Source organism: Streptomyces sp. NPDC028928 (genome assembly GCF_055564915.1).
Window position 1 is genome coordinate 24,387 of the sequence record NZ_JBVHVI010000007.1, and the last position, 22,301, is coordinate 46,687.

Annotated in this window: 22 protein-coding genes and 1 pseudogene; 14 read left to right on the forward strand and 9 right to left on the reverse strand. The window is 73.6% G+C overall.

What is annotated here, in order from left to right:
- Positions 1 to 7 precede the first annotated feature (7 nt).
- Entirely contained in the window at positions 8 to 1,030 is a 1,023-nt protein-coding gene (locus ACZ4U1_RS17895; protein ID WP_467904242.1) for a lysylphosphatidylglycerol synthase transmembrane domain-containing protein, read from the reverse strand.
- 260 nt (positions 1,031 to 1,290) lie between these two features.
- Here ACZ4U1_RS17895 and ACZ4U1_RS17900 point away from each other — a divergent pair, with 260 nt between their 5' ends.
- Entirely contained in the window at positions 1,291 to 1,935 is a 645-nt protein-coding gene (locus ACZ4U1_RS17900; protein ID WP_467904244.1) for a DedA family protein, read from the forward strand.
- 12 nt (positions 1,936 to 1,947) lie between these two features.
- Here the strand turns inward: ACZ4U1_RS17900 and ACZ4U1_RS17905 are convergent, their stop codons facing one another.
- Positions 1,948 to 2,475 carry a gamma carbonic anhydrase family protein gene (locus tag ACZ4U1_RS17905; RefSeq protein ID WP_467904246.1) on the reverse strand — a complete coding sequence of 176 codons (528 nt, stop codon included), beginning with the start codon at positions 2,473 to 2,475 and terminating at the stop codon, positions 1,948 to 1,950.
- Between the two features lie 109 nt (positions 2,476 to 2,584).
- Here ACZ4U1_RS17905 and ACZ4U1_RS17910 point away from each other — a divergent pair, with 109 nt between their 5' ends.
- From ACZ4U1_RS17910 to ACZ4U1_RS17920, 3 genes are all read left to right on the forward strand, one after another.
- Positions 2,585 to 3,349: an acyltransferase gene (locus tag ACZ4U1_RS17910; RefSeq protein ID WP_467904248.1), complete on the forward strand. Its 765-nt coding sequence runs from the start codon at positions 2,585 to 2,587 to the stop codon at positions 3,347 to 3,349.
- Positions 3,350 to 3,470: 121 nt separating this feature from the next.
- Positions 3,471 to 4,043, forward strand: a complete 573-nt coding sequence (locus ACZ4U1_RS17915; RefSeq protein WP_467904249.1) for a helix-turn-helix domain-containing protein — start codon at positions 3,471 to 3,473, stop codon at positions 4,041 to 4,043.
- Between the two features lie 42 nt (positions 4,044 to 4,085).
- Positions 4,086 to 4,643: a YbaK/EbsC family protein gene (locus tag ACZ4U1_RS17920; RefSeq protein ID WP_467904250.1), complete on the forward strand. Its 558-nt coding sequence runs from the start codon at positions 4,086 to 4,088 to the stop codon at positions 4,641 to 4,643.
- Between the two features lie 174 nt (positions 4,644 to 4,817).
- Here the strand turns inward: ACZ4U1_RS17920 and ACZ4U1_RS17925 are convergent, their stop codons facing one another.
- The 3 genes from ACZ4U1_RS17925 to ACZ4U1_RS17935 all read right to left on the reverse strand — a co-directional run bounded on the left by ACZ4U1_RS17925 (position 4,818) and on the right by ACZ4U1_RS17935 (position 8,358).
- Positions 4,818 to 6,038 (reverse strand): 4-hydroxybenzoate 3-monooxygenase, encoded by a 1,221-nt coding sequence (locus ACZ4U1_RS17925; RefSeq protein WP_467904252.1) that lies wholly within the window; start codon positions 6,036 to 6,038, stop codon positions 4,818 to 4,820.
- Positions 6,039 to 6,103: 65 nt separating this feature from the next.
- Positions 6,104 to 7,738, reverse strand: coding sequence for an APC family permease (locus ACZ4U1_RS17930; RefSeq protein WP_467904254.1), 1,635 nt, complete (start codon positions 7,736 to 7,738; stop codon positions 6,104 to 6,106).
- Positions 7,739 to 7,950: 212 nt separating this feature from the next.
- Positions 7,951 to 8,358: a CoA-binding protein gene (locus ACZ4U1_RS17935; protein ID WP_467904256.1), complete on the reverse strand. Its 408-nt coding sequence runs from the start codon at positions 8,356 to 8,358 to the stop codon at positions 7,951 to 7,953.
- A gap of 141 nt (positions 8,359 to 8,499) precedes the next feature.
- Between ACZ4U1_RS17935 and ACZ4U1_RS17940 the strand changes: the two are divergent.
- The 5 genes and pseudogenes from ACZ4U1_RS17940 to ACZ4U1_RS17960 all read left to right on the forward strand — a co-directional run.
- Positions 8,500 to 8,865 (forward strand): annotated as a pseudogene (locus ACZ4U1_RS17940) (hypothetical protein); the annotation flags it as partial.
- 674 nt (positions 8,866 to 9,539) lie between these two features.
- Complete coding sequence (locus ACZ4U1_RS17945; RefSeq protein ID WP_467904258.1) at positions 9,540 to 10,082, forward strand: SixA phosphatase family protein; 543 nt, start codon at positions 9,540 to 9,542, stop codon at positions 10,080 to 10,082.
- A 35-nt stretch (positions 10,083 to 10,117) separates the two neighbouring features.
- Positions 10,118 to 10,744, forward strand: a complete 627-nt coding sequence (locus tag ACZ4U1_RS17950) for a YigZ family protein (RefSeq protein WP_467904260.1) — start codon at positions 10,118 to 10,120, stop codon at positions 10,742 to 10,744.
- Between the two features lie 107 nt (positions 10,745 to 10,851).
- Complete coding sequence (locus ACZ4U1_RS17955) at positions 10,852 to 12,015, forward strand: exonuclease SbcCD subunit D (protein WP_467904262.1); 1,164 nt, start codon at positions 10,852 to 10,854, stop codon at positions 12,013 to 12,015.
- Positions 12,012 to 15,005 (forward strand): AAA family ATPase, encoded by a 2,994-nt coding sequence (locus ACZ4U1_RS17960; protein ID WP_467904264.1) that lies wholly within the window; start codon positions 12,012 to 12,014, stop codon positions 15,003 to 15,005. Before ACZ4U1_RS17955 ends, ACZ4U1_RS17960 begins: the two co-directional genes overlap by 4 nt.
- A 66-nt stretch (positions 15,006 to 15,071) precedes the next feature.
- On the opposite strand, the gene ACZ4U1_RS17965 is transcribed toward ACZ4U1_RS17960, so the two are convergent.
- Positions 15,072 to 15,518 (reverse strand): Lrp/AsnC family transcriptional regulator, encoded by a 447-nt coding sequence (locus ACZ4U1_RS17965; protein WP_388327845.1) that lies wholly within the window; start codon positions 15,516 to 15,518, stop codon positions 15,072 to 15,074.
- A 94-nt stretch (positions 15,519 to 15,612) separates the two neighbouring features.
- Between ACZ4U1_RS17965 and ACZ4U1_RS17970 the strand changes: the two genes are divergently transcribed.
- The 5 genes from ACZ4U1_RS17970 to ACZ4U1_RS17990 all read left to right on the forward strand — a co-directional run bounded on the left by ACZ4U1_RS17970 (position 15,613) and on the right by ACZ4U1_RS17990 (position 19,310).
- Entirely contained in the window at positions 15,613 to 16,089 is a 477-nt protein-coding gene (locus ACZ4U1_RS17970) for a rhodanese-like domain-containing protein (RefSeq protein ID WP_467904265.1), read from the forward strand.
- A gap of 82 nt (positions 16,090 to 16,171) precedes the next feature.
- Complete coding sequence (locus ACZ4U1_RS17975; protein ID WP_467904267.1) at positions 16,172 to 16,702, forward strand: GNAT family N-acetyltransferase; 531 nt, start codon at positions 16,172 to 16,174, stop codon at positions 16,700 to 16,702.
- Between the two features lie 107 nt (positions 16,703 to 16,809).
- The gene (locus tag ACZ4U1_RS17980; RefSeq protein ID WP_467904269.1) at positions 16,810 to 17,454 is read left to right on the forward strand and encodes a histidine phosphatase family protein; all 645 of its coding nucleotides are present in this window, start codon (positions 16,810 to 16,812) and stop codon (positions 17,452 to 17,454) included.
- Positions 17,455 to 17,559: 105 nt separating this feature from the next.
- Complete coding sequence (locus ACZ4U1_RS17985) at positions 17,560 to 18,213, forward strand: response regulator (protein WP_467904271.1); 654 nt, start codon at positions 17,560 to 17,562, stop codon at positions 18,211 to 18,213.
- Entirely contained in the window at positions 18,210 to 19,310 is a 1,101-nt protein-coding gene (locus tag ACZ4U1_RS17990) for a sensor histidine kinase (RefSeq protein WP_467904272.1), read from the forward strand. The genes ACZ4U1_RS17985 and ACZ4U1_RS17990 overlap by 4 nt, the downstream gene beginning before the upstream one ends.
- Before the next feature lie 39 nt (positions 19,311 to 19,349).
- Here ACZ4U1_RS17990 and ACZ4U1_RS17995 read toward each other — a convergent pair whose 3' ends face one another.
- The 3 genes from ACZ4U1_RS17995 to ACZ4U1_RS18005 are packed head-to-tail and all read right to left on the reverse strand — an operon-like array spanning position 19,350 to position 22,233.
- Positions 19,350 to 20,585: a cytochrome P450 gene (locus ACZ4U1_RS17995; protein WP_467904274.1), complete on the reverse strand. Its 1,236-nt coding sequence runs from the start codon at positions 20,583 to 20,585 to the stop codon at positions 19,350 to 19,352.
- A 36-nt stretch (positions 20,586 to 20,621) separates the two neighbouring features.
- Positions 20,622 to 22,013, reverse strand: a complete 1,392-nt coding sequence (locus ACZ4U1_RS18000) for an NAD(P)/FAD-dependent oxidoreductase (RefSeq protein ID WP_467904276.1) — start codon at positions 22,011 to 22,013, stop codon at positions 20,622 to 20,624.
- The gene (locus tag ACZ4U1_RS18005; protein WP_467904278.1) at positions 22,003 to 22,233 is read right to left on the reverse strand and encodes a ferredoxin; all 231 of its coding nucleotides are present in this window, start codon (positions 22,231 to 22,233) and stop codon (positions 22,003 to 22,005) included. The genes ACZ4U1_RS18000 and ACZ4U1_RS18005 overlap by 11 nt, the downstream gene beginning before the upstream one ends.
- Positions 22,234 to 22,301 lie beyond the last annotated feature (68 nt).

Sequence of the window (22,301 nt, forward strand, 5' to 3'; positions counted from 1 at the left end):
GAACGCGTCACAACACCCTCGCCCGGATCAACGCCGACAGCACCACCGCCCCCGGCAGCAGCGGCGCCCAGTCGATCAGCACCCGGTACCCGATGACGGTCGCGGTGGCCGCCGCCGGCGAGGCGCCGAAGGCGACCAGGGTCCACACCAGCGCCGCGTCGACCGCGAGTCCGCCCGGCGCGGGCACCGCACCGACCGCCGTGCCCGCCGCCAGGTGGGCGAGCACGATCTGCGGCCACGGCAGCCCCAGCCCGAGCGAGGCCCCGACACAGGCCAGCGTGCCCGCCTGCACCAGCGGCATCGCGACCGCCCCGCCCCACAGGGCGAGCACCCGGCGGGGCCGGCCGTGCACCACCCGCGCGTCGGCCAGGGCGGAGCGCAGCAGCCCGGTCACCGGCCGCCGCAGCGGCCGTACGACCGTCAGCAGCACCCCCGCCACCGCGACCGCCCCGGCCGCGACGGCGGCGAGCGGCACCAGCAGCCGCCCGTCCGGTACCAGGTCCCCCAGGCGCCGCCAGTCCGGCGACGCCGCCAGGAACACCAGCAGCACCAGCGTCTTCGCCAAGGACCTGGCCAGCGAGTACAACCCGATCGACGCGGTCGCCCGGTCCAGTGGCACGCCTCTCCCGCGCAGGAAGCGCAGGGTGACGGCGTGGGCGCCGAGCCCGCCGGGCAGCACGTGGTTGGCGGCGCCGGCGGCGAACTGCGAGGCCAGCAGCTGTCCCGGCGGCAGCGGGTCGGGCAGGGCGCCCTGCCGGGCGCAGGAGGCGGCCACCCAGGTCAGACAGGTGAAACCGGCTCCGGCCAGCAGCCACCACGGGTCGGCCGCGACCAGCCGCCGTACCCCTTCGCCCAGCACGGGCCGGTTGGCCACGGCCCAGCCGGCGGCGAGCAGGAGGGGCGCCAGGCACAGGGCCAGCCGTACCGGCCGTCCCGCCCAGCGGGACACCGGGCGGGCCGCCGCCTCGGCGCACGCGGACTCCGGACCGGTGACCGACGGGGACAGGGAGGAGGGGGACAGTGGGGACACGGGGACGTCGTCCTTCCGCGGCGGGCCCCACGGTGGGGGCCTGGGGGAGGCGGGCGGGGCGAAACCGCGGAGAGCCTTCCCCTCCCGCGTGACACCGGGATGGCCGGAATCGTAAGGGGCGAGGGCGGTACGGTGCCGCCGGGGCGGGCGCGGGCGGGCAGCCGTTCGGCGCCGACCAGGTAGCCTTCCCTTGGGCCGCGCTTTACATGCGGCGGCCCGGAAAGCCGGAGAGCGGTACAGCGACAGGGGAGGAACCGGCGGTGCACGTCCAGGAATGGCTCGACTCGGTGCCGGCGGCCGCCGTGTACGCCGTGGTGGCCCTGGTGATCGGTCTGGAGAGCCTGGGCATCCCGCTGCCGGGTGAGATCGTCCTGGTCTCCGCGGCGCTGATGTCCTCCCAGCACACGGGCGTCAACCCGGTCGTCCTGGGCGCCTGCGCGACCGCGGGCGCGGTGATCGGCGACTCCATCGGCTACGCCATCGGCCGCAAGGGCGGACGCCCGCTGCTGGCCTGGCTCGGCAGGAAGTTCCCGCGCCACTTCAGCGCCGGCCATGTGGCGACCGCCGAGCGGTCCTTCGAGAAGTGGGGCATGTGGGCGGTCTTCTTCGGCCGCTTCGTCGCCCTCCTGCGTATCTTCGCCGGCCCCCTCGCGGGTGTCCTCCACATGCCGTACTGGAAGTTCCTGATCGCCAACGTCCTCGGCGGCATCTGCTGGGCCGGCGGCACCACGGCCGTCATCTACTACGTCGGCGTCGTCGCCGAGGACTGGCTGAAGCGGTTCTCGTACGTGGGCCTGGGCGTGGCGGTCCTCATCGGCCTGGCCTCGATGCTGATCCTCAAGCGCAAGGCGCAGAAGGCCCAGCCGGCCGAGCGAGAAGCGGAACCGGCGAACGCCGGCGACTGAAGGCGCCCCGCGCTACTGGTGCACATCCTTGTGCGCCTTGCCCAGCTCGGCGTACAAGGTGCCGTTGAGGGTGACCCCCTCCCGCTCCTCCTCGGAGAGGGGCCGCTTCACCTTGGCCGGCACCCCCGCCACCAGCGACCCCGGCGGCACCACCATCCCCTGCGGCACCAAGGCCTGAGCCGCCACGAGGGACCCCGCGCCGATCACGGCGCCGTTGAGCACGGTCGCCCCCATCCCGACGAGGCAGTCGTCCTCCACGGTGGCCCCGTGCACCACCGCGTTGTGCCCGATGGACACCCGCTCCCCGACGGTCACCGGGAACCCGGGGTCGGCGTGCAGGGTGACGTTGTCCTGCACGTTCGCCTGCGCCCCCACGGTGATCCTCTCCACATCCCCGCGCACGACGGCCCCGTACCAGACGCTGGCCCCCGCGTGCAGTGTGACGTCCCCGATCACGGACGCCGTGGGCGCCACGAACGCCTCCGGATCGATCCGCGGCTCCTTGCCCCCGATACCCACGATCAGCGCCTGCTGCGTCATCACCGTCTCCTCGTGTCGGCAGTACACGGCACGGTACGACACCGGGTGGGGCAAAGATCACAGCAGCCCGCCCTCTGCGTGGGAGGCAACCGGTGAGTAACGTGACCCCGTGCCGAAGCGCAAGAACACGTTCTCATCCTGGCGGCAGGGCCTGGCCCAGCGAGCCGTCCACGCCGCCTGGTCCTGGGTGCAGCGCAACGGCTCCGTCACGGCCGAGCACCCGGCGGGGTACCGCTTCGGCTCGATCGGCGAAGCCACCCGCCTGGCCTTCCCGCTCGGCACGATCTTCGGCGAACCCTGGATCCGGATCGGCTCCTACTGCATCATCGCCGAGCAGGTCACCCTCACCGCCGGCCTGATGCCCGACCTGGACCTCGGCCCGGACCCGATCCTGCGCATCGGCGACGGCGTGGTCCTCGGCCGGGGCAGCCATGTCATCGCGGACACGACGGTCACCATCGGCAGCGACTGCTACTTCGGCCCGTACGTCTACGTCACCTCCACCAACCACTCCTACGACGACCCGCACGAGCCCATCGGCAGGCAGTGGCCGCGGATGGAGCCGGTGGAGATCGGCCCGGGCTGCTGGATCGGCACCGGCGCGGTGATCCTGCCGGGCGCGCGGATCGGCCGGAACGTGGTCGTGGCGGCCGGTGCGGTGGTCCGGGGCACGGTGCCCGACCACGCGGTGGTGGCGGGGGCGCCCGCCAGGGTCGTACGGCGCTGGACGCCCGAGGACGGCTGGCAGCCGCCGCTGCGCACGCCCGCCCCCGTGCCGATACCGGACGGCATGACGCCGGGGCAGCTCCGGGCGCTGGCGGACCTGGACGAGGAGGCGGTGGCACGGCTGGCCGCGCTGGAGCCGGAGGGCTGAACGGGGGCCGGTTCATCCGGTCGCCGGTACAGTTCGGTGCACACTCAGGTGCACCGAACCGTAGTTCAGTCGGCTGAACTGTGCCATCCCCCTAGTGACCTTCCGGATAGTTGGACGCAACGTGTCGGACCTCGACCTCCTGACCCAGTCCCTGGCGCGCAACGTCAAGCACTGGCGCTCGGTGCGCGGCTTCACGCTGGACGTGCTCGCCGCCCGGGCGGGCGTCAGCCGCGGCATGCTCATCCAGATCGAGCAGGCCCGCACCAACCCCAGCATCGGCACCGTCGTCAAGATCGGCGACGCGCTCGGCGTCAGCATCACCACGCTCCTCGACTACGAGCAGGGGCCCAAGGTCCGCGTGGTCCCCGCCGAACGCGCCGTACGGCTCTGGCACACCGAGGCCGGCAGCTACAACCGGCTGCTCGCCGGCACGGAGGCGCCCGGGCCGCTGGAGATGTGGGACTGGCGGCTGATGCCGGGGGAGACCAGCCCCTCCGAACCGCATCCCGCCGGCACCGTGGAGCTGGTCCACGTCACCGCGGGCGAGCTGACGCTCACCGTCGAGGGCGAGGAGTACCGCGTCCCGGCGGGCGCGAGCGTCTCCTTCGAGGCCAACGTCCCGCACCAGTACGGCAACCAGGGCGACGAGCCGATGGAGATGATCATGGCCGTCTCGGTGCCGCCCGTGCCCTGAGACCCGGTACGGCGGGCGGGCGGCACTTGCTAGCGTGCGGCCATGCGCGCACCCATCGGAGACTTCGACACCGCGACCCCCGCCCCGGACTGCCTGGACGACCTCACCACGCCGGTCGCCGACGCCGTACGCGACTGGCGGGGCGCGGTCCCGGCCGACCGGATCCTGTACGTCGACACCGAGCCGCAGTGGGCCGACACGGCCGTCTTCGTGGAGCACTACGGCCGGGACCTGCTGGAGCAGTCGGCGAACTGCGTGGTGGTCGCGGGCAAGCGGGCCGGCGAGACCACCCTGGCCGCCTGCGTGGTGCTGTCCACCACCCGGGTCGACGTCAACGGGGTCGTACGCCGCCAACTGGGCGCCCGCAAGGCCTCCTTCGCCTCGATGGAGACGGCGACCGGCGAGACGGGCATGGAGTACGGCGGCATCACCCCCATCGGCCTTCCCACCGCCTGGCCGCTCCTGCTGGACTCGGCCGTCGTGGACCTCCCCTACGTCCTGATCGGCAGCGGCCGCCGCCGCGGCAAACTCCTGGTCCCCGGCAAGGCCCTCGCGGTACTACCCGGCGCGGTGGTCCTGGAGGGCCTGGGCACGCCCTGACCCACCCCCGGAGCTTCACCCGGCCCGAAGGGCAGCCCGTCTGCCCCCCCCGAGTGCGTCCCGCCGGGCCCCGCTCACCGTCTCGTCCGGTAAAGCTCACCCCACCCGCCTCGCCCCGCTGCACACCCTGACCGCGGGCGAGGCCGACGTCACGCGACCGGTGCGCGGGGCGGATCAGAACGCGTCGGCCGTGCCCAGGTACTGCTCGGCGAAGGCGGCCGCCGCCGCGGGCGAGGTGAACAGCCGGCGCAGGCGGGCCAGCGTGGTGCCGGCCCGGTAGGGGTCGCCGCAGGAGGTGCCGTGGTAGATCTCGGAGAGCCACTCCGAGAACTCCTGGTAGTCCCACACCCGGCGCAGGCAGGCGTCCGAATAGCCGTCCAGGCCCGAGGAGTCGCCCGTGGCCAGATACGCGACCAGCGCGTCACCGAGCAGGAACGCGTCGTTCAGCGCCAGGTTCATGCCCTTCGCGGCGATCGGCGCGACGAGGTGGGCGGCGTCGCCGGCCAGGAAGAGCCGGCCGGAAACCATGGGTTCGACGACGTAGTTGTGCATGTCCAGCACCCGCTTCTCCAGCAGCCGCCCCTCCGTCAGCGGAGGCCGGTCCGCCGCGCCGAGACGCCGCTGCAGCTCGTCCCAGACGCGGTCGTGCGACCAGCTGTCCGGGTCGTCGCCGGGCGGGCACTGGAGGTAGTAGCGGGTCATCTCGGGACTGCGGGGCATGTGCCCGGCGAACCCGTCGGCGTGCATCCCGAACAGCACGCAGTCGGCGGACGGCGGTGCCTCGGCCAGCAGCGCCAGCCAGCCGATGCCGTAGTCGTGCCGGGAGATCCGCGTTCGCCCCGGCAGCGCGGCCCGGCTCGCCCCCCGCGCCCCGTCGCAGCCGGCGACGAACGCGCAGTGCACCAGCCGCCGTTCCCCGCTATCCGGGTCGGTGTAGGAGACGGCGGGCCGGTCCGAGTCCAGGTCGTGCAGCCGTACGTCCCGCACGCCGAAGCGGATCTCCCCGCCGCGCACGTCGGCGTACTCGCGCACCAGGTCGGTCACGAGCAGCGGCTGCGGATACACCCAGTGGTGACGCCCCGTCAGCTCCGCGTAGGGGAAGCGGTGACCCTGTCCGTCGAAGCGGAACTCGCACTCGGAGTGCCGCTCCGCACGGGCCGACAGACCGGCGGCCAGGCCGCGTCGCTCCAGGCCGCGTACGGCCCACTCCTCGATGACGCCGGCGCGTGGCCGCTGTTCGATGAACGCCCTGCTCTCGGTCTCCAGGACCAGGCAGTCGACACCGGCGGCCCGCAGGATGTTCCCGACGGTCAGGCCGGCCGGTCCGGCGCCCACGACCACGACCGGGAAGCGGGCGGGGGCAGGGGAGTCGGGGTGGGGGGAGGGAGACGTCACGCGAGCATTATGACGGTGTCCCGTCAGCCGAGCCGACGGGACACCGTGTGCGGGACGGGCGGGGGTCAGTGCGCGGGCGCCTCCGTGACCACGACCTCGTCGATGCTCCGCTCGATCGCCTCGGGCCGCGACGCGGTGGCCTTGGCCCAGTAGTAGATGACCAGGGAGAACGCCGCGACGACCGCGATGTCCCACCACAGCGGGATGGTGCCCCGGCCGCCGAAGCCGCCCAGCCAGGAGATCACGCCGAGGCCGGCCAGGTAGCCGGGCAGCCACTGCGCGGCCTTGAAGTCCAGCCGGGGCGCGTCGGGCAGCCGCTTGCTGGTGGCGTACCAGGCGTAGGAGCCCAGCAGCACATAGCCGAGCAGGATGGCGAAGCCCAGCCGCCACAGGGTGTCCCAGCCGGCCCAGTAGATGATGAGGTTGGCGACCACGAACGACAGCGGCGAGATGATCTTGCCGCCGGGCAGCCGGTACGGACGCTCGTGATGCGGCAGCCGGTCGGCGAAGACGCCGTAGGCCAGCGGCGCGCCCGCGTACATCAGCACGCTCGCCGAGGTGATGAAGCCGACCAGCTCCTGCCAGCTCGGGAAGGGCAGGAAGCAGATCACACCGGTGACGAACGACATGAGGAGGCCGAACCACGGCACACCGCGCTTGTCGGTCTTCGCGAACGCCTTCGGCGCGTAGCCGTTCTTGGCCAGGCCGAAGGAGACGCGCGAGGTGGCGGTGGTGTAGATCAGGCCGGTGCCGCCGGGGGAGATGATCGCGTCCACGTAGAGCACCCAGCCCAGCCAGCCCAGGCCCACGAGGGTCGCCAGGCCCGCCCAGGGGCCGCTGATGCCGGGGAAGTCGAGGTGCGCCCAGCCGTGGGCGAAGGAGGTGTGCGGCAGCGCGGCGATGAACACGACCTGCAGCAGGATGTAGATCACGGCGCCGATCGCCACCGAGCCGAGGGTCGCCCGCGGCAGGTCGCGCTTCGGGTTGCGGCTCTCGCCCGCCAGCTGGATCGCCTGTTCGAAGCCGAGCAGCGCGAAGATGATGCCGCTGGAGCTGATGGCGCCGAGGATGCCCTTGGCGCCGAACGGGGCGAAGCCCTCCGAGGTGAAGTTGCTGGTGTGGAAGTTGGTCGCGGCGATGACGAAGATCGCCCCGAGCGGGACGGCGATCTTCCACCAGGTGGCGGCGCTGTTGGTGTGGGCCAGGGCCCGGACGCCGAAGAAGTTGACGCCGACGAAGACCGCCATCAGGACCACGGCGGTGAGGAAACCGCTGGTCGTCAGGGTTCCGTCGGTGTGCTGCAGGCCCTGGGCCCACTTCCAGTGACCGGCGTAGCCGATCATGGCCTCGACCTCGATCGGGGCCACGGTGGCGGCCTGCAGCCAGGCGAACCAGCCGAACGACATGCCGGCCAGGCCGCCGAACGCGTAGTGCGGATAGCGTGCCGTGCCGCCCGCCACCGGGAACATGCCGCCCAGCTCGGCGTGCACCAGCGCCAGCAGCACGATCGCGACCGCGCCGATCACCCACGAGATGATCGCCGCGGGGCCGGCCACGACGACCGCCTTCTCGGCGCCGTACAGCCAGCCGGAGCCGATGATGGAGCCCACGGAGGCCCACATCAGACCGATCAGTCCGACGTCACGGCGCAGACCGCCGGACTCCGTCGTGGCCTGTGGCAAGGCGTCGACTTTCGCCATGTCAAGTGGCCTCTCAGTTCATGAACGCAGAATTAACGAGCAAGGAGGCCACAGGCTAGGAAGGCTTTCCGCACCGGCAAAAGACTGTTTTACAAAACTTGACCCAGGATCTTGCCTGTCTTGGGCACAGTCTTCGCACAGCTCAGACGGCTGGTCCGAATGTCAATATTCAGCAGCGAATTGTGAGAAGAAAGTGAGACAGTCAGTGCCGGCTAGTTCAGCAGGGGAATTTCGATCGCCGGGCACCGGTCCATGACCATCTCCAGACCCGCCGCCCGGGTCCGCTCGTACGCCGCCTCGTCGACGACCCCCAGCTGGAACCAGACCGCCCGCGCGCCCTTCGCCACCGCCTCGTCCGCCACCGCGCCGGCCAGCTCGCCGTTCACGAAGACGTCGACCACGTCCACGTCGAAGGGGATGTCCGCGAGGGAGGCGTAGCCGCGCTCCCCGTGCACCGTCTCGGCCTTCGGGTGCACCGGCACGATCCGCTTGCCGAACCGCTGGAGCACCCGCGCCACCCCGTAGGCGGCCCGGCGCTGGTTCGAGGACAGGCCGACCACCGCCCAGGTGTCGCCCAGCTCGGTCAGGATCCTGCGGACAGTCGTTTCGTCGCCGTACATCGGCCGCCTCCTCGGGCTGCGGGGAACAGGGTGTCCGGGCAACATCGTCGCGGCGGGTCCGGATTCCCGCCGTACCCGGCACGCTGTCCGGAATCGGTGCGAGCCGCTGCATAAGGCCGCCGGTCCGCCTACGCTCGCCCCGTGCTGCGCATCCTCGACGCCAGAACCGGTGAGCCCGTCCCCGCCGCGCCCGCCCGTCGCGGCCTGACCCGCATCGAGGCCCACGCCTCCGGCCTCGACCCGACGGGCCTGCGGGTGCTGCTCACCGCCGACCTGCTCGTCCGCGCCCTGGAACTGGGCGGTACCCCGGTCTGGACGATCCTCACGGCCCCCCGCGACCGGCCCGAACTGCGCACCGCCGCCACCCGCCTCGCCGTCCGCCCCTTCGAGGACGACCGCGACCTCGCCTCCGGGCTGGGCGAGGCCCAGGTCATCCACGTGGCCCAACGGGGTGCCGAGGACGCACTCGGCGAGGGACCGGTGGTTTCGGTCGCTCCGGCGCAGTGGACTCCGGGGGGCGAGCGGGGTGCGACGGGGGGCCGGGGCGTCGGTGGGGAGGCGGGGGAGAGACCGGGTGCCGGTGGCGAGGCGGAGGAGAGACGGGGTGCCGGTGCCGGCGGGGAGCCGGTTGCGCGGACCGGGGCCGTGACCGGTGGGGACACGGAAGGTGCGCCCGGTGCCGGTGCCGGTGCCGGTGCCGAGGCGGGTGCACGTGAGGGTGCACGTGAGGGTGCCGGTGCCGATGCGGGTGCACGTGAGGGTGCCGGTGAGCGTCCCGGTCCCGGTGTCGTCCCCGACCCGCCCGCGGCCCCCGCTCCTCCCTCCCCGCTCCCGCTGCTCCTCTCCGACCCCTCCGTCCTCCGTCTCGCCCTGCTCGCCGTCCCGCGGAGTGAACCCGCGCGGCTGGACCCGGCCGCGCTGGACGACGCGGCGCGGAGCCTCGCCCGGTGGCGCCGGGCCGTCGCCGGCTGGGCCCGGCGGCCCTCGCGGCCGGTGCCCGCCGAGGTGCGGGACCGGCTGCGCGCCGCCTGGGAGGACGACCTGGACCTGCCCGCGGTCCTCGGTGTCCTGCGCGACGCGGAGAGCGCGCCCGGCATCCCGGACGGCGCCCGCTTCGAGACGTACGCCTACGCCGACCGCCTGCTCGCCCTCGACCTCGCGCGCGACATCGGGAGCCCGGCGTGAACCGGCCGGCGGGCACCGGCCCGCTGCGCCGGCTGGTGGTGCTGCGGCACGCGAAGTCCGCGTGGCCCGAGGGTGTCGAGGACCACAGCAGGCCCCTCGCGCCGCGCGGGCTGCGCGACGCCCCGGCCGCCGGACGCACCCTCGCCGCCGGCACCCTGCCCGACCTCGCCCTGTGCTCCACCGCCGTACGAGCCCGCCGCACCTGGGAGCTGGCCTCCGCCGAGTGGGCCACTCCGCCGCCGGTGCGCTACGACCGGCGGCTGTACGCGGCGGGCGTACGGGAGCTGCTGGAGGTGGTGCACGAGGTGCCGGCCGAGGTGCGGACGCTGCTGCTGGTCGGGCACAACCCGGGCCTGGAGGAGCTGGTGCCGGCGCTGGCCGCGGACGGCCTCGACGACACGCTGGAGCGGGTGCGCGCGAAGTTCCCCACCGCCGCGATCGCCGTGCTCACCTGGCACGGCACCGGCTGGCCGGACCTCGCCCCGGGCGGCGCCCTGCTCACCTCGTTCACGGTCCCGCGCGGGAAGAAGAAGAGCTGAGCGAGGGTCTCCCGGCGCTCGCATAGGCTGGCGGGATGCAGGACGAGTACCGCACAGTCGCCCGCGCGGGCGTGCACGAGACCGAGATCAACCGCTCCCGCTTCCTGTGCGCCCTCGCCCCGGCCGCCACCGAGCAGGAGGCCCAGGACTTCATCGCCGCCGTGCGCAAGGAGCACGCCGACGCCACCCACAACTGCTGGGCCTACGTCATCGGCGCCGACGCCTCCGTGCAGAAGGCCAGCGACGACGGCGAGCCGGGCGGCACCGCCGGCGTGCCCATGCTGCAGATGCTGCTGCGCCGCGACATGCGGTACGTCGTCGCGGTCGTCACCCGCTACTACGGCGGCGTCAAGCTCGGCGCGGGCGGACTGATCCGCGCCTACGGCGGCTCGGTCGGCGAGGCCCTAGACGCGCTCGGCACGATCACCCGGCGCCGCTTCCGGCTGGCCACGGTGACCGTCGACCACCAGCGCGCGGGCAAGGTCCAGAACGACCTGCGCGCCACCGGACGCGAGGTGCGGAACGTCCGCTACGGCGAGGCCGTCACCATCGAGATCGGCCTGCCGGACGCCGACGTGGACGCCTTCCGCGCCTGGCTCGCCGATGTGACGGCGGGCACGGCCGGCTTCGAACTCGGCGGTGAAGCCTACGGCGACGCCTGACGATTGCCGCGAATCGGGCATAACGACCCTGTGAGGTCGGGGTGATGACGGGCTGATACGGGCGCAACCGCCCGTGATGTCAGACCCGGCCGTTAGTCTCGGGGCTCATGAGACTGCTGCACACGTCCGACTGGCACCTCGGCCGGGCCTTCCACCGGGTGAACCTGCTCGGGGCCCAGGCCGAGTTCATCGGTCACCTCGTCACCACCGTGCGTGAGCGCGAGGTGGACGCGGTGGTCGTGTCGGGCGATGTGTACGACCGGGCGGTGCCGCCGCTCGCCGCGGTCGAGCTGTTCGACACCGCGCTGCACCGCCTCGCGGACCTCGGCGTGCCCACGGTGATGATCTCCGGCAACCACGACTCGGCCCGCCGTCTCGGCGTCGGCGCCGGACTCATCGGCCGCGCGGGCATCCACCTGCGCACCGAGCCGTCCGCCGCAGGCACCCCCGTGATGCTCCGGGACGCCCACGGCGATGTCGCCTTCTACGGCCTGCCGTACCTCGAACCGGCCCTGGTGAAGGACGAGTTCGGCGTCGACAGGGCCGGCCACGAGACCGTGCTCGGCGCCGCCATGGACCGGGTCCGCGCCGACCTCGCCACGCGCGCGCCGGGCACGCGTTCCGTCGTCCTCGCCCACGCCTTCGTCACCGGCGGCCAGGCCAGCGACAGCGAGCGGGACATCACCGTCGGGGGAGTGGCGGCCGTACCGGCCGGAGTCTTCGACGGCGTCGACTATGTGGCGCTCGGACATCTGCACGGCTGCCAGACCATCACCGACCGCGTGCGCTACTCCGGCTCGCCGCTCGCCTACTCCTTCTCCGAGGCCGGCCACCGCAAGAGCATGTGGCTGGTCGACCTGGACGCGCACGGCTCGGTCACCGCCGAACGCGTCGACTGCCCGGTGCCCCGCCCGCTCGCCCGTCTCCGCGGCACCCTGGACGACCTCCTCGCCGACCCCGGGCTGACCCGCCACGAGGACGCCTGGGTCGAGGCCACCCTCACCGACCCCGTCCGCCCGGCCGACCCCATGGCCCGGCTCACGGAGCGCTTCCCGCACACCCTCAGCCTGGTCTTCGCCCCCGACCGCGCCCCCGAGGAGCCCGGGGTGTCGTACTCCCGGCGCCTCGCGGGCCGCAGCGACCAGCAGATCGCCCAGGACTTCGTCGCCCATGTGCGCGGCGCGGCACCCGACGAGCGGGAGGCGGCCGTGCTGCGCGAGGCGTTCGACGCCGTGCGCGCCGACGACGCCGTGCGGGAGGTGGCCCGGTGAGGCTGCACCGGCTCGACATCACCGCCTTCGGGCCCTTCGGCGGCGCCCAGACCGTCGACTTCGACGCGCTCTCCGCCGCCGGCCTGTTCCTGCTGCACGGCCCCACCGGCGCCGGCAAGACCTCCGTCCTGGACGCCGTCTGCTACGCCCTCTACGGCACCGTCCCCGGTGCCCGGCAGAGCAGCCAGGGCATGAACCTGCGCAGCGACCACGCCCAGCCGGGCACCCGCACCGAGGTCCGCCTCGAACTCACCGTCGCCGGCCGCCGGCTGGAGATCACCCGGCAGCCCCCGTGGGAGCGGCCCAAGCTGCGCGGCAGGGGCATGACGGTCGACAAGGCCCAGACCTGGCTGCGCGAGTACGACGCCCAGGCCGGCGCCTGGAAGGACCTCAGCCGTTCCCACCAGGAGATCGGCACCGAGGTCGAGCAGCTGCTCGGCATGAGCCGCGAGCAGTTCTGCCAGGTCGTCCTGCTGCCCCAGGGCGACTTCGCCCGCTTCCTGCGCGCCGACGCCGAGGCCCGCGGCCGGCTCCTCGGCCGCCTCTTCGACACCCAGCGCTTCGCCGACGTCGAGAAACGCCTCGCCGAACGCCGCCGGGCCACCGAGGCACGCGTGCGCGAGGGCGACACGGCCCTGCTCGCCGACGCCCACCGCATGCAGCAGGAGGCCGGCGACGCCATGGAGCTGCCCGAGCTGGCCCCCGGTGATCCGGGCCTGGCCGAGGCCGTCCTCGGCGCCGCCGCCGTCGCCCGCAGCACCGCCCGGGAACGCCTCACCGTCGCCCACTGCCGGCTCTCGGCCGCCGAGTCCGCCCACGCCGAGGCCCGGCGCGCCCTGGAGGAGACGCGCGAACTCGCCCGGCTGCAGAGCAGGTTCGCCGAGGCCCGGCAGCGCGCCGAGCGCCTCCAGGAGCGGGCCGGCGCACACCGGGAGAACCAGGAGCGCATGGAGCGGGCCCGCAAGGCGGAGGCCGTCGCGCCCGCGCTGGAGCTGCGCGAGGAGACCGAGAGGGAACACCGCCGGGCCGCGGCCGCCGAGGCACACGCGCGTGCGCTGCTCCCCGACGCCTACGCCGACGCCGGCGCGAGCGGACTCGCCGCCGCCGCCCGCCGCGCCGCCGAGGAACTGGGCGGCCTGGACGCGGCCCGGCGCGCCGAACGGCGGCTCGCCGAACTCGCCGAGGAACGCACCGGACTCGACCGGCAGGAACGCGCCGACGACGACGTGCTCCGCGAGGCAGAGGCCTGGCTCGCCGACTGGGACACCACCCGGGCGGCCCTCCAGACCCGCGTCGACACCGCCCAGGAGGCCGCCACCCGCGCCGAACAGCTCGCCGTCCAGCGCGAACCCATGCGGCGGCGGCTCGACGCGGCCCGCACCCGCGACCGGCTCGCCGCCGACCTCGACCAGGCCGGGCAGCGCGCGCAGGCCTCCCGGCAGCGCGCCCTCGACGCCCGCACCCACTGGCTCGATCTCAAGGAACAGCGGCTGAACGGCATCGCCGCCGAACTCGCCGCCCACCTCACCGACGGCGAGCCCTGCGCGGTCTGCGGAGCCACCGACCACCCCGCCCCCGCCCGCAAGGTCGCCGGACACGTCGACCGCGAGACCGAGGACCGCGCCCTCGCCGCCTACCAGCGGGCCGAGGAACAGCACACCGAGGACGAGCAGCGCCTCGGCGCGGTCCGCGAGGCCCTCGCCGCCGCCACCGCCGAGGCCGGTGACACCCCCACCGCCCGACTCGCCACCGAGGCGGAGCACCTGGAGCAGGAGTACGCCCGCGCCCGCCACGAGGCCTCCGCCCTGCACGCCGTCCAGCAGGAGCTGCGGCGGGCCGAGCAGGAACGCGAACAGCGGCTCGCCGACCGCCAGCAGGCCGCCGTACGGGCCGCCTCCCGGCTGACCCGGCGGGAGACCCTGGAGCGCGAACAGGCCTCACTGGAAACGGAGTTGGAGCAGGCGCGGGGCGGCGCCGACAGCGTGGCCGCGCGCGCCGCGCAGCTGGAGCGGCGGGCGGCACGGCTCACCGAAGCCGCCGACGCCGTGCGCGCCGCCGAGGACGCCGCCCAGCGGCTGAAGGACGCCGACGCCCGGCTCGCCGACGCCGCCTACCGGGCCGGCTTCGACACCCCGCAGGCCGCAGCGGCGGCCCTCCTGGACCCCGCCGCCCACCGCGAGCTGCAGCACCGCCTCGACGCCTGGCAGCAGGAGGAGGCCGCCGTCCGCGCGGTGCTCGCCGAGCCCGGCACCGCCGCGGCCGCCCAGCAGCCGGCCGCCGACCCGGCCGCGGCCGAGCGCACGGCGACCGCAGCGGAACGCCGGCTGCGCGAGGCCGCCTCCGCGCGCGATGCCGCCGCCCGCTGCTGCACCGAGCTGGACCGCCTCTCGGCCCGGGCCGCCGACGCCGTACGCCGGCTGGGCCCGCTGCGCGAGGAGTACGACCGGGTGGCCCGGCTCGCCGCCCTCACCGCGGGCACCTCCGCCGACAACGAACGCCGGATGCGCCTGGAGTCGTACGTCCTGGCGGCCCGGCTCGAACAGGTCGCCGCCGCCGCGACCGTCCGCCTCCAGCGCATGTCGTCCGGCCGCTACACCCTGGTCCACTCCGACGACCGCACCGGGCGCGGACGCAGCGGGCTCGGGCTCCACGTGGTCGACGCCTGGACCGGACGGGAACGGGACACCGCCACCCTGTCCGGCGGCGAGACCTTCTTCGCCTCCCTCGCCCTGGCCCTCGGCCTCGCCGACGTCGTCACCGACGAGGCGGGCGGCGTCCGGCTGGACACCCTCTTCATCGACGAGGGCTTCGGCAGCCTGGACGACCAGACCCTGGACGAGGTCCTGGACGTCCTGGACAGCCTGCGCGAACGGGACCGCAGCGTCGGCATCGTCAGCCATGTCCCCGACCTGCGCCGCCGGATCCACGCCCAGCTGGAGGTGGTCAAGGGCAGATCGGGCTCGGCGCTGCGGCAGCGGGGCGTGGCCTGACGCCGTACCGGTGCCAGGGGGTGTCGTCCGGGTCGCCCGGGTCCGCCCTGATCCGAGCGAAACCCCCTAGCGGCCCAGCGGCCGGCGGGCCAGCGGGGACGAGTACACCACGCTGGTGGTCACCGAGCCGAGCGCGCCGATCTTCCCCGAGACCTCCTCCAGATGGGACATCGACCGCGCGGTGACCTTGATGACGAAGCAGTCGTCGCCCGTGACGTGGTGCGCCTCCAGGATCTCCGGCGTCGCCGCGACCAGGTCGTGGAACGGCTTGTAGTTGCCGTTCGGATAGCGCAGCCGTACGAACGCCAGGATCGGCAGGCCCAGCCGCTCGGGATCGACCACCGCCGCGTACCCCTGGATGACGCCCGCCTCCTCCAGCCGCCGGACCCGCTCGGTGACGGCGCTCGGCGACATGGACACGGCGCGCGCCAGCTCGGCGTAGCTGGCCCGTCCGTCGCGCTGGAGGACTTCGAGGATGCGCCAGTCGGTGGCGTCCGGGGAATACACGGTCATCCCGGATGGATAGCAGGGGAATCCCCGGCCGGGCAAGGGAAAGCCCGGGGATCTGCCCTTCAGGGCGCGGTCCGCGGACCGTAGATTCTCCGTCATGATCAACACGGCTTCCGAGAACCCCGTCCTGCGCGTCGCCCCCGCCGCTCCCGCCGAGGCCGCCGCCTACTTCCGCGCGAGCCTCGCCTTCCACGCCGACGTCTCCGACGTCGCCGCCGCGCTGGCGGCCGGCGGCGACCCCGGGTTCGTCGTGGTCGACTCCCGCTCCACCGAGTCCTGGGACCAGGGCCACGTCCCCGGCGCGGTCCACCTGCCGACCGCGCTCATCCCCGAGCAGGCCGAACAGCTCCTCGACAAGAACGTGCCCGTGGTGACGTACTGCTGGGGCCCCGGCTGCAACGGCGCCACCCGCGCCGCCCTCGCCCTAGCCGAACTCGGCTACCAGGTCAAGGAGATGCTCGGCGGCTTCGAGTACTGGGCGCGCGAGGGCTTCGCCTACGACACCTGGCAGGGCCCGGCGCGCCGGGACGCCGACCCGCTGACCGCGCCCGTCGACGGAGACTGCGGCTGCTGACCCACGCCCCCGGGGCGCGCCGTACTCGGTCGCCCGGGGGAACCGAGGTGGGCTCGGCACCCCGTCCGGGTACAGTCGGGCAGTGCCCGAGCTGAAGCGGCTGCACGCCAGCCATGCCCCCGCGGTCCTGGACTTCGAGCTGTCCAACCGGTCCTACTTCGCCGCCTCGGTCTCCGACCGCGGCGACGAGTACTTCGACCGGTTCACCGACCGGTACAACGCCCTGCTGGCCGAGCAGGAGGCCGGCGTCTGCGCCTTCTACGTGCTCCTCGCCGAGGACGGATCGGTACACGGACGGTTCAACCTGGTCAACATCGATCACCACACGGCGGAACTCGGCTACCGGGTCGCCCAGCACGTCGCCGGCCGGGGGGTGGCCACCGAGGCCGTCCGGGAGCTGTGCCGCCTGGCCGCACAGCGGCACGGACTGCGCGCCCTGCGGGCGGCCACCACCCACCGCAACGCCGCCTCCCACAGGGTGCTCACCAAGTCCGGGTTCGTCCCGATCGGACCGGCCGACCCCGCCGACCTCGGCGGTGAGCCGGGTACCTGGTACCAGTGCGACCTGGCCATGCTCCGGCCGCAGACCGGCGAGGAACCCGCAGACCGGTGAGGAACCCGCCGACCGGCGGGGGTGATCCGGCCACCTGCCGGAGGTTGAAGGGGCACCTTCCCTGGGATGTGGTGTGCAAGGGGAAACCTCGGAGAGGGAGGTCGACGGTGACGGTGCGACTGACGATGCTCTGCGCGACCGCCGCGGACAGCGGCCCTGACCGGGTCTTCGGGGACGGTGCCCTGACCGAGCGCCGCCGGCGTGAGCTGGCAGCCGTGAAAGCGACCCTCCCGCCGTACCTGCCGGCCCTCCGGGGCCCCTCCGCCCGCTGCGCCCAGACCGCTGAGGCCCTCGGGATCGAGGCCCTGCCCGAGAACGCCCTGCGCGACCTGGACCACGGCACCTGGGACGGCCGGACCGTCGAGGACATCGCGGCGGAGGACCCCCACGGCCTCTCCGTCTGGCTGACCGATCCCGACGCCGCACCGCACGGCGGCGAGTCCGTCCGCGCGCTCTGCCGTCGCACGGCCGCCTGGCTGGGCGCCCTGCCCGCCGGCACGGGACCCGTCCTCGCGATCACCGAGGCGTCCGTGATCAGAGCCGCCCTGGTCCACGCCCTGTCCCTGCCCGCCCGCACGTTCCGCCGGATGGAGGTGCCGCCCTCCTGCGTGGTCACGCTGACGCTGCGCGACGGCCTGTGGAGCACCCGGCTCGGCCGGCTCACGGTCCCGCAGCGCCGGCAGCCCGCCGACGGCTCGGCGACCGTCGCGGTGCTGACCATGCCCGCCACACGGCGGCCCGCGATCGCCTGATCACGGCACCCGGGGTCAGGGCGCCCGTGCGTACCGCGCCCGGCGGCGAAGCCGCCCCGGGCATGGTACGAATCGGACAGTGATGCCCTAGAGGCTGGAGCACACGTGATCCGGGTACTGGTGGTCGACGACGAAGCCCTGATCCGCACGGGCTTCCAGCGCATCCTCGCCGCGGCCGACGGCATCGAGGTCGTCGGGGCGGTGTCCGGCGGCCAGGCCCTGCGGGCGGTGCGCGAGCAGCGCCCCGACGTCGTGCTGCTGGACATCCGGATGCCGGACGTCGACGGGCTCACGGTCCTCGGGGACATCCGCCGGCTGCCGCAGCCTCCCGTGGTGGCCATGCTCACCACGTTCGACATGGACGAGTACGTGGAGACGGCACTGCGCTCCGGCGCCGCCGGATTCCTCCTCAAGGACACCGACCCCGAGGCGCTGCCGCTGGCGGTGCACAGCCTGGCCCGCGGCGGCACGGTGCTGGCGCCCAAGGTCACGCGCACCGTGGTGGACGGCTATCTGAGCGCCGGACCGCAGGAACGCCCGCCGAAGGCCCTCGACCGGCTGACCGGCCGCGAGCGCGAGGTGCTCGTCCTCATCGCCGAGGGCCTGTCCAACGCCGACATCGCGTCCCGCATGCACCTGAGCACCGGCACGGTCAAGGACCACGTCAGCGCGATCCTCACCAAGCTGGAGGTCAGCGGCAGGGTCCAGGCCGCCCTCTTCGCCCAGCGGGCCGGGCTCCTCACGCAGGAGACCGGATGACCCGCCGCCCGCCCCCGCTGGTGCTGGACGGCGTGGCGGTGTCCATGGCCCTGCTCGACGTGTGGGCCCACTGGGACATCGACGAGCCGTTGCGGATGGCCAGCGGCCTGGCCGCCGCCGTGGTGCTGCTGCTGCGCCGGTGGCTGCCGCTGCTCACCTTCCTCCTCACCCTCCCCGCCGTCCTGCTCTCCGACGCGGTCGTCGCCTGCCTGGCCGCCCTGTACACGCTTGCCTCGCTCAGCCGCCCGGGGGCGCTGCTGTTCCTGTGCGTCCCGGCCTTCGCGCTCAGCGACCAGCTGTCCCTGCCGGCACCGGACCTCGATCTGACCGACACCCGAAGGCTGATCGCGTTCGGCTACAGCGCCGCCACCGCCGCCGCCGCCGTCTTCCTCGGGCAGCTCGTGCGGACCCGGCGCGATCTGTCCCTGAGACTGACCGAGATCTCCGAGGCCCGTGACCACCAGCAGCTGCTGACGGCCCAGGCCGTCCTGGCCAGGGAGCGCGCCCAGCTGGCGCGGGAGATGCACGACGTCGTCTCCCACCAGGTCAGCCTGATCGCCGTACGCGCCGGAGCACTCCAGGTCGGCGCGCGCGACAAGGACACCAAGGACGCGGCGGCGACGATCCGGCGGCTGAGCGTGCAGACGCTGGACGAGCTGCGCCACATGGTCGGGGTCCTGCGTGCCTCCGGCGGCCAGCCCACGGAACTGACCCCGCAGCCGGCGCTCACCGACATCCAGCGGCTGGCCGACAGCAGCGGCATCGAGACCGAGCTGACCATGGATCTGCCCGAAGGCCTTCCGGCCACCGTCCAGCGCGCGGTCTACCGCACGGTCCAGGAGGCCCTGACCAACACGCGCAAACACGCTCCCGGCGCCACCGCGCGCATCGACCTGCTGCACGCCGACGGTTCCGTCCGCGTCCGGGTCACCAACACGGCGCCGACCCAGCCGCCCCTCCCGCTGCCCGGCGCGCATCACGGCCTGATCGGTCTGCGCCAGCGCGCCGAACTCCTCGGCGGCACCATGACCTCGGGCCCGACGCGCGACGGCGGGTACGAGGTCTGTGTGGTGCTGCCGGCGGAAGTCACGCAGTGACGTCACGTCACGGGATGACGCGATGAGCGAACGGCGTGCTCAGCGCAGCCCCTCGAAGGCGACCCCCAGATGCCGGGGGCCGCGCAGCACCGCGTTCTGCCGGTAGGGCGGCGGATCCTCGACCAGCCGGGGACTCTCCAGCCGCCGGGCCAGCTCGGACAGCGCGATCTGGGTCTCCAGCCGGGCCAGCGGAGCACCGAAGCAGCTGTGGATGCCGCTGCCGAAACCGAGGTGCTGGATGTCCCCGCGGTCCGGGTCGAACCGCTCGGGGTCCGCGAAGCGCTCCGGGTCACGGTTGCCCGCCGCCAGCACCAGCCAGATCCGCGAGCCCTTGGGGATGGTCACCCCGCGCACCTCGATGTCGGTGATACAGGTGCGCTGCGGCACGAGCTGCACCGGCGGTTCGTACCGCAGCAGCTCCTCCACGATGTTGACCGACAGACCCGGGTCCTCGCGCAGCCGCCGCAGGTACTCCGGGTGGCGCAGCAGGGTGAGCATGCCGTTGGTGATCAGGTTGACCGTCGTCTCGTGACCGGCGATCAGCAGCAGCACGGAGGTGCTGAGCACCTCCATCATCGTCATGGCACCGTCCGGGCCCCGGCTGTTCACCAGGTCGGACAGCATGTCGTCCCGCGGCTCCTTGGCCCGCTCCTCGACCAGCCCCGCCAGGTACATGCCCAGCTGCATACGGGCTTCCCGCGCCGTCTTCTGGTACTCGGCGTCGTCCTGGCCGGTGCCGGGGTCGAGGCTCGCCACCAGCGGATCGACCCAGGTGCGGAACTTCGGCTCGTCCTCCCGGGGCACCCCGAGCAGCCGGCAGATCACCGTCACCGGGAACGGGTAGGCGAACTGGTCGACCAGGTCGATCTGCCGGGCGTCCCCGAAACCGTCGATCAGCTCGGTGACGATCTCCCGCATCTGGCCCCGTATGTTCTCGATCCGCCGCGGCCGGTGCGGCGGCCCGAAGGCGCTGTTGGCGATCCGCCGCAGCCGGTCGTGCTCGGGCGGGTCGAGGCGCAGGAAGGACGGCGGCAGCCCGCCCGTCTCCTCCGCCTGGTCCAGCGCGTCGTCCCCGGCGGCGGCCAGGTTGGCGGCGTCGGAGCTGATCCGCGGATCGTGGAGGAGCGCCTTGATGTCGTAGTACGAACTGATGAGGTAAGGGCCGTCCTCCTCCTCGCGGAGCACCGGTGTCCTGCGGAGTTCCTCGTACACCGGATAGGGGTTGGCGCGGTTCGCGAAGTCGGTGATCTGGCGCATCATCGAGGCGTGCGGCATGGCGGGTCCTTGGAGCGTCGAGGCCGTCGGCGGCGGTCAGTGGCGGGCGGGGTGGAAGACCAGCTGCTGGTCGGCCGGCGAGTAACCGCTGAGGGTCACCATGGGGCCGTGGGTCGGCAGGGACGGGTCCGGGAACCGGGCGTCCACCGGTTGCCGGCCCTCGGGCCGCCGGTCCATCGTCGGGTACTCCACCGGGAACGGCGCGCCGCGCTCGATCTGCCGCTGGTAGAACTCCAGCCACCGTGTGTTGTCGAACGTCACGGCGGCCACGATCCGGTCCTGGTACCCGTAGACGGCGGCGAACCGGCGCTCGGCCAGCGAGCCCTGCGTCACCATGAGCTGCTCGCCCATGGGCGGCACCCCGACCGACTTGATGTTCACGCCGAACATCGAGGACCAGAAGGCGGGCATCCACAGGTGCGGGCGCCGGTCGGCGCCGTGGCAGATCATGTTGTGCGCCGCGGTCTCCGCCTGGGCGACGGCATTGCCCCAGTGCTCCAGCGACAGGAACTGGTAGCCGAAGAGCGCGTGCGGGGAGCGCGCCACATCCCCCGCCACGAACACGTCGTCCGTCACGATGCCCCGGAAGTCGAAGGCCCGGCAGCCCGCGTCACAGGCGACGCCCCGGGGCCCGGCGCCCAGTCCCGACCCCTCCAGCCACTCGGTGTTCCGCAGCGACCCCAGCGAGACCACGACCACGTCCGCCTCGACCACGCTCTCGTCGGACAGGTGGACGGCCCGCACCCGGCCGGCCGTGTCACCCTCCAGCGCGGTCACCGTGACATGGGTGCGCAGATCCACGCCGTTCTCCGTCTGCAGGTCGGCGGCGACCGCGCCGATGACCCCGCCGAGCGCGCCCACCAGCGGCGCGCCCGCGCGTTCCGCGACGGTGACCGGCAGGTTCATCTCCCGGCACGCCGAGGCCACCTCCGAACCGGCGAACCCGGCACCGATGACGAACACCCGGCGCGGCCCCGCTTTCAGCCGCCGGCACAGGTCGGCCGCGTCCTCACGGGTGCGCAGCAGGCAGACGCCGTCCAGCCGGGCCTCCTCCGGCTTCAGCCACGGCCGGGCGCGCACCCCGGTCGCGATGAGCAGCCGGTCGTACTCCACCTCGTCCCCGTCGGCCAGCCGCACCCGCTTGGCCGTCAGGTCGAGACCGGTCGCCGCGACGCCGAGGCGCCACTTGGCGTCGATCTCCCGGCGGTGGGGCAGCTCGGTGTGGTGCGGTGACGCCATGCCCAGCAGGACGGACTTGGACAGCGGCGGACGGTCGTACGGCTCGTACGGCTCGTCCCCGATCAGAGTCAGTTCACCGGCGAAGCCCTCGGCGCGCAGCGTCTCGGCGGCCCGCAGGCCGGCCAGCGAGGCGCCGACGATCACGATCCGGCCCTCGCGCCGGAGCCACTCCACGTAGTCAGCGGCCATCGGACGCCTCCCGGACCTCGCCCACGCGGTCCAGTCCGTCGGCGGTGATCGCCTGCACCGGGCACGCGGCGACGGCACGCGCCAGCCGCTCCCGCTGCTCCTCGTCCGCGCGCGGGTTGTAGATCAGCGACTCCTCGCCGTGCATGGCGAAGACGTCGGGCGCGAGGAACGCGCACTGCGCGTACCCCTGACACTTGTTGAGATCGACGACGATCCGCATCGACGCTCCGCCCTTCCGATGGCCAGGTCCGGCCGTCCCACGCGGCTCGCGCGGGCGGCGGTCGTCCC

What these genes read in the sequence shown, in the direction of transcription:
- ACZ4U1_RS17905 (WP_467904246.1), bottom strand. Translation starts at nt 2,475, where the DNA reads ATGACGCAGCAGGCGCTGATCGTGGGTATCGGGGGCAAGGAGCCGCGG.
- ACZ4U1_RS17920 (WP_467904250.1), top strand. Translation starts at nt 4,086, where the DNA reads ATGCGCGCACCCATCGGAGACTTCGACACCGCGACCCCCGCCCCGGAC.
- ACZ4U1_RS17930 (WP_467904254.1), bottom strand. Translation starts at nt 7,738, where the DNA reads ATGGCGAAAGTCGACGCCTTGCCACAGGCCACGACGGAGTCCGGCGGT.
- ACZ4U1_RS17935 (WP_467904256.1), bottom strand. Translation starts at nt 8,358, where the DNA reads ATGTACGGCGACGAAACGACTGTCCGCAGGATCCTGACCGAGCTGGGC.
- ACZ4U1_RS17950 (WP_467904260.1), top strand. Translation starts at nt 10,118, where the DNA reads ATGCAGGACGAGTACCGCACAGTCGCCCGCGCGGGCGTGCACGAGACC.
- ACZ4U1_RS17955 (WP_467904262.1), top strand. Translation starts at nt 10,852, where the DNA reads ATGAGACTGCTGCACACGTCCGACTGGCACCTCGGCCGGGCCTTCCAC.
- ACZ4U1_RS17965 (WP_388327845.1), bottom strand. Translation starts at nt 15,518, where the DNA reads ATGACCGTGTATTCCCCGGACGCCACCGACTGGCGCATCCTCGAAGTC.
- ACZ4U1_RS17970 (WP_467904265.1), top strand. Translation starts at nt 15,613, where the DNA reads ATGATCAACACGGCTTCCGAGAACCCCGTCCTGCGCGTCGCCCCCGCC.
- ACZ4U1_RS17990 (WP_467904272.1), top strand. Translation starts at nt 18,210, where the DNA reads ATGACCCGCCGCCCGCCCCCGCTGGTGCTGGACGGCGTGGCGGTGTCC.
- ACZ4U1_RS17995 (WP_467904274.1), bottom strand. Translation starts at nt 20,585, where the DNA reads ATGCCGCACGCCTCGATGATGCGCCAGATCACCGACTTCGCGAACCGC.
- ACZ4U1_RS18000 (WP_467904276.1), bottom strand. Translation starts at nt 22,013, where the DNA reads ATGGCCGCTGACTACGTGGAGTGGCTCCGGCGCGAGGGCCGGATCGTG.
- ACZ4U1_RS18005 (WP_467904278.1), bottom strand. Translation starts at nt 22,233, where the DNA reads ATGCGGATCGTCGTCGATCTCAACAAGTGTCAGGGGTACGCGCAGTGC.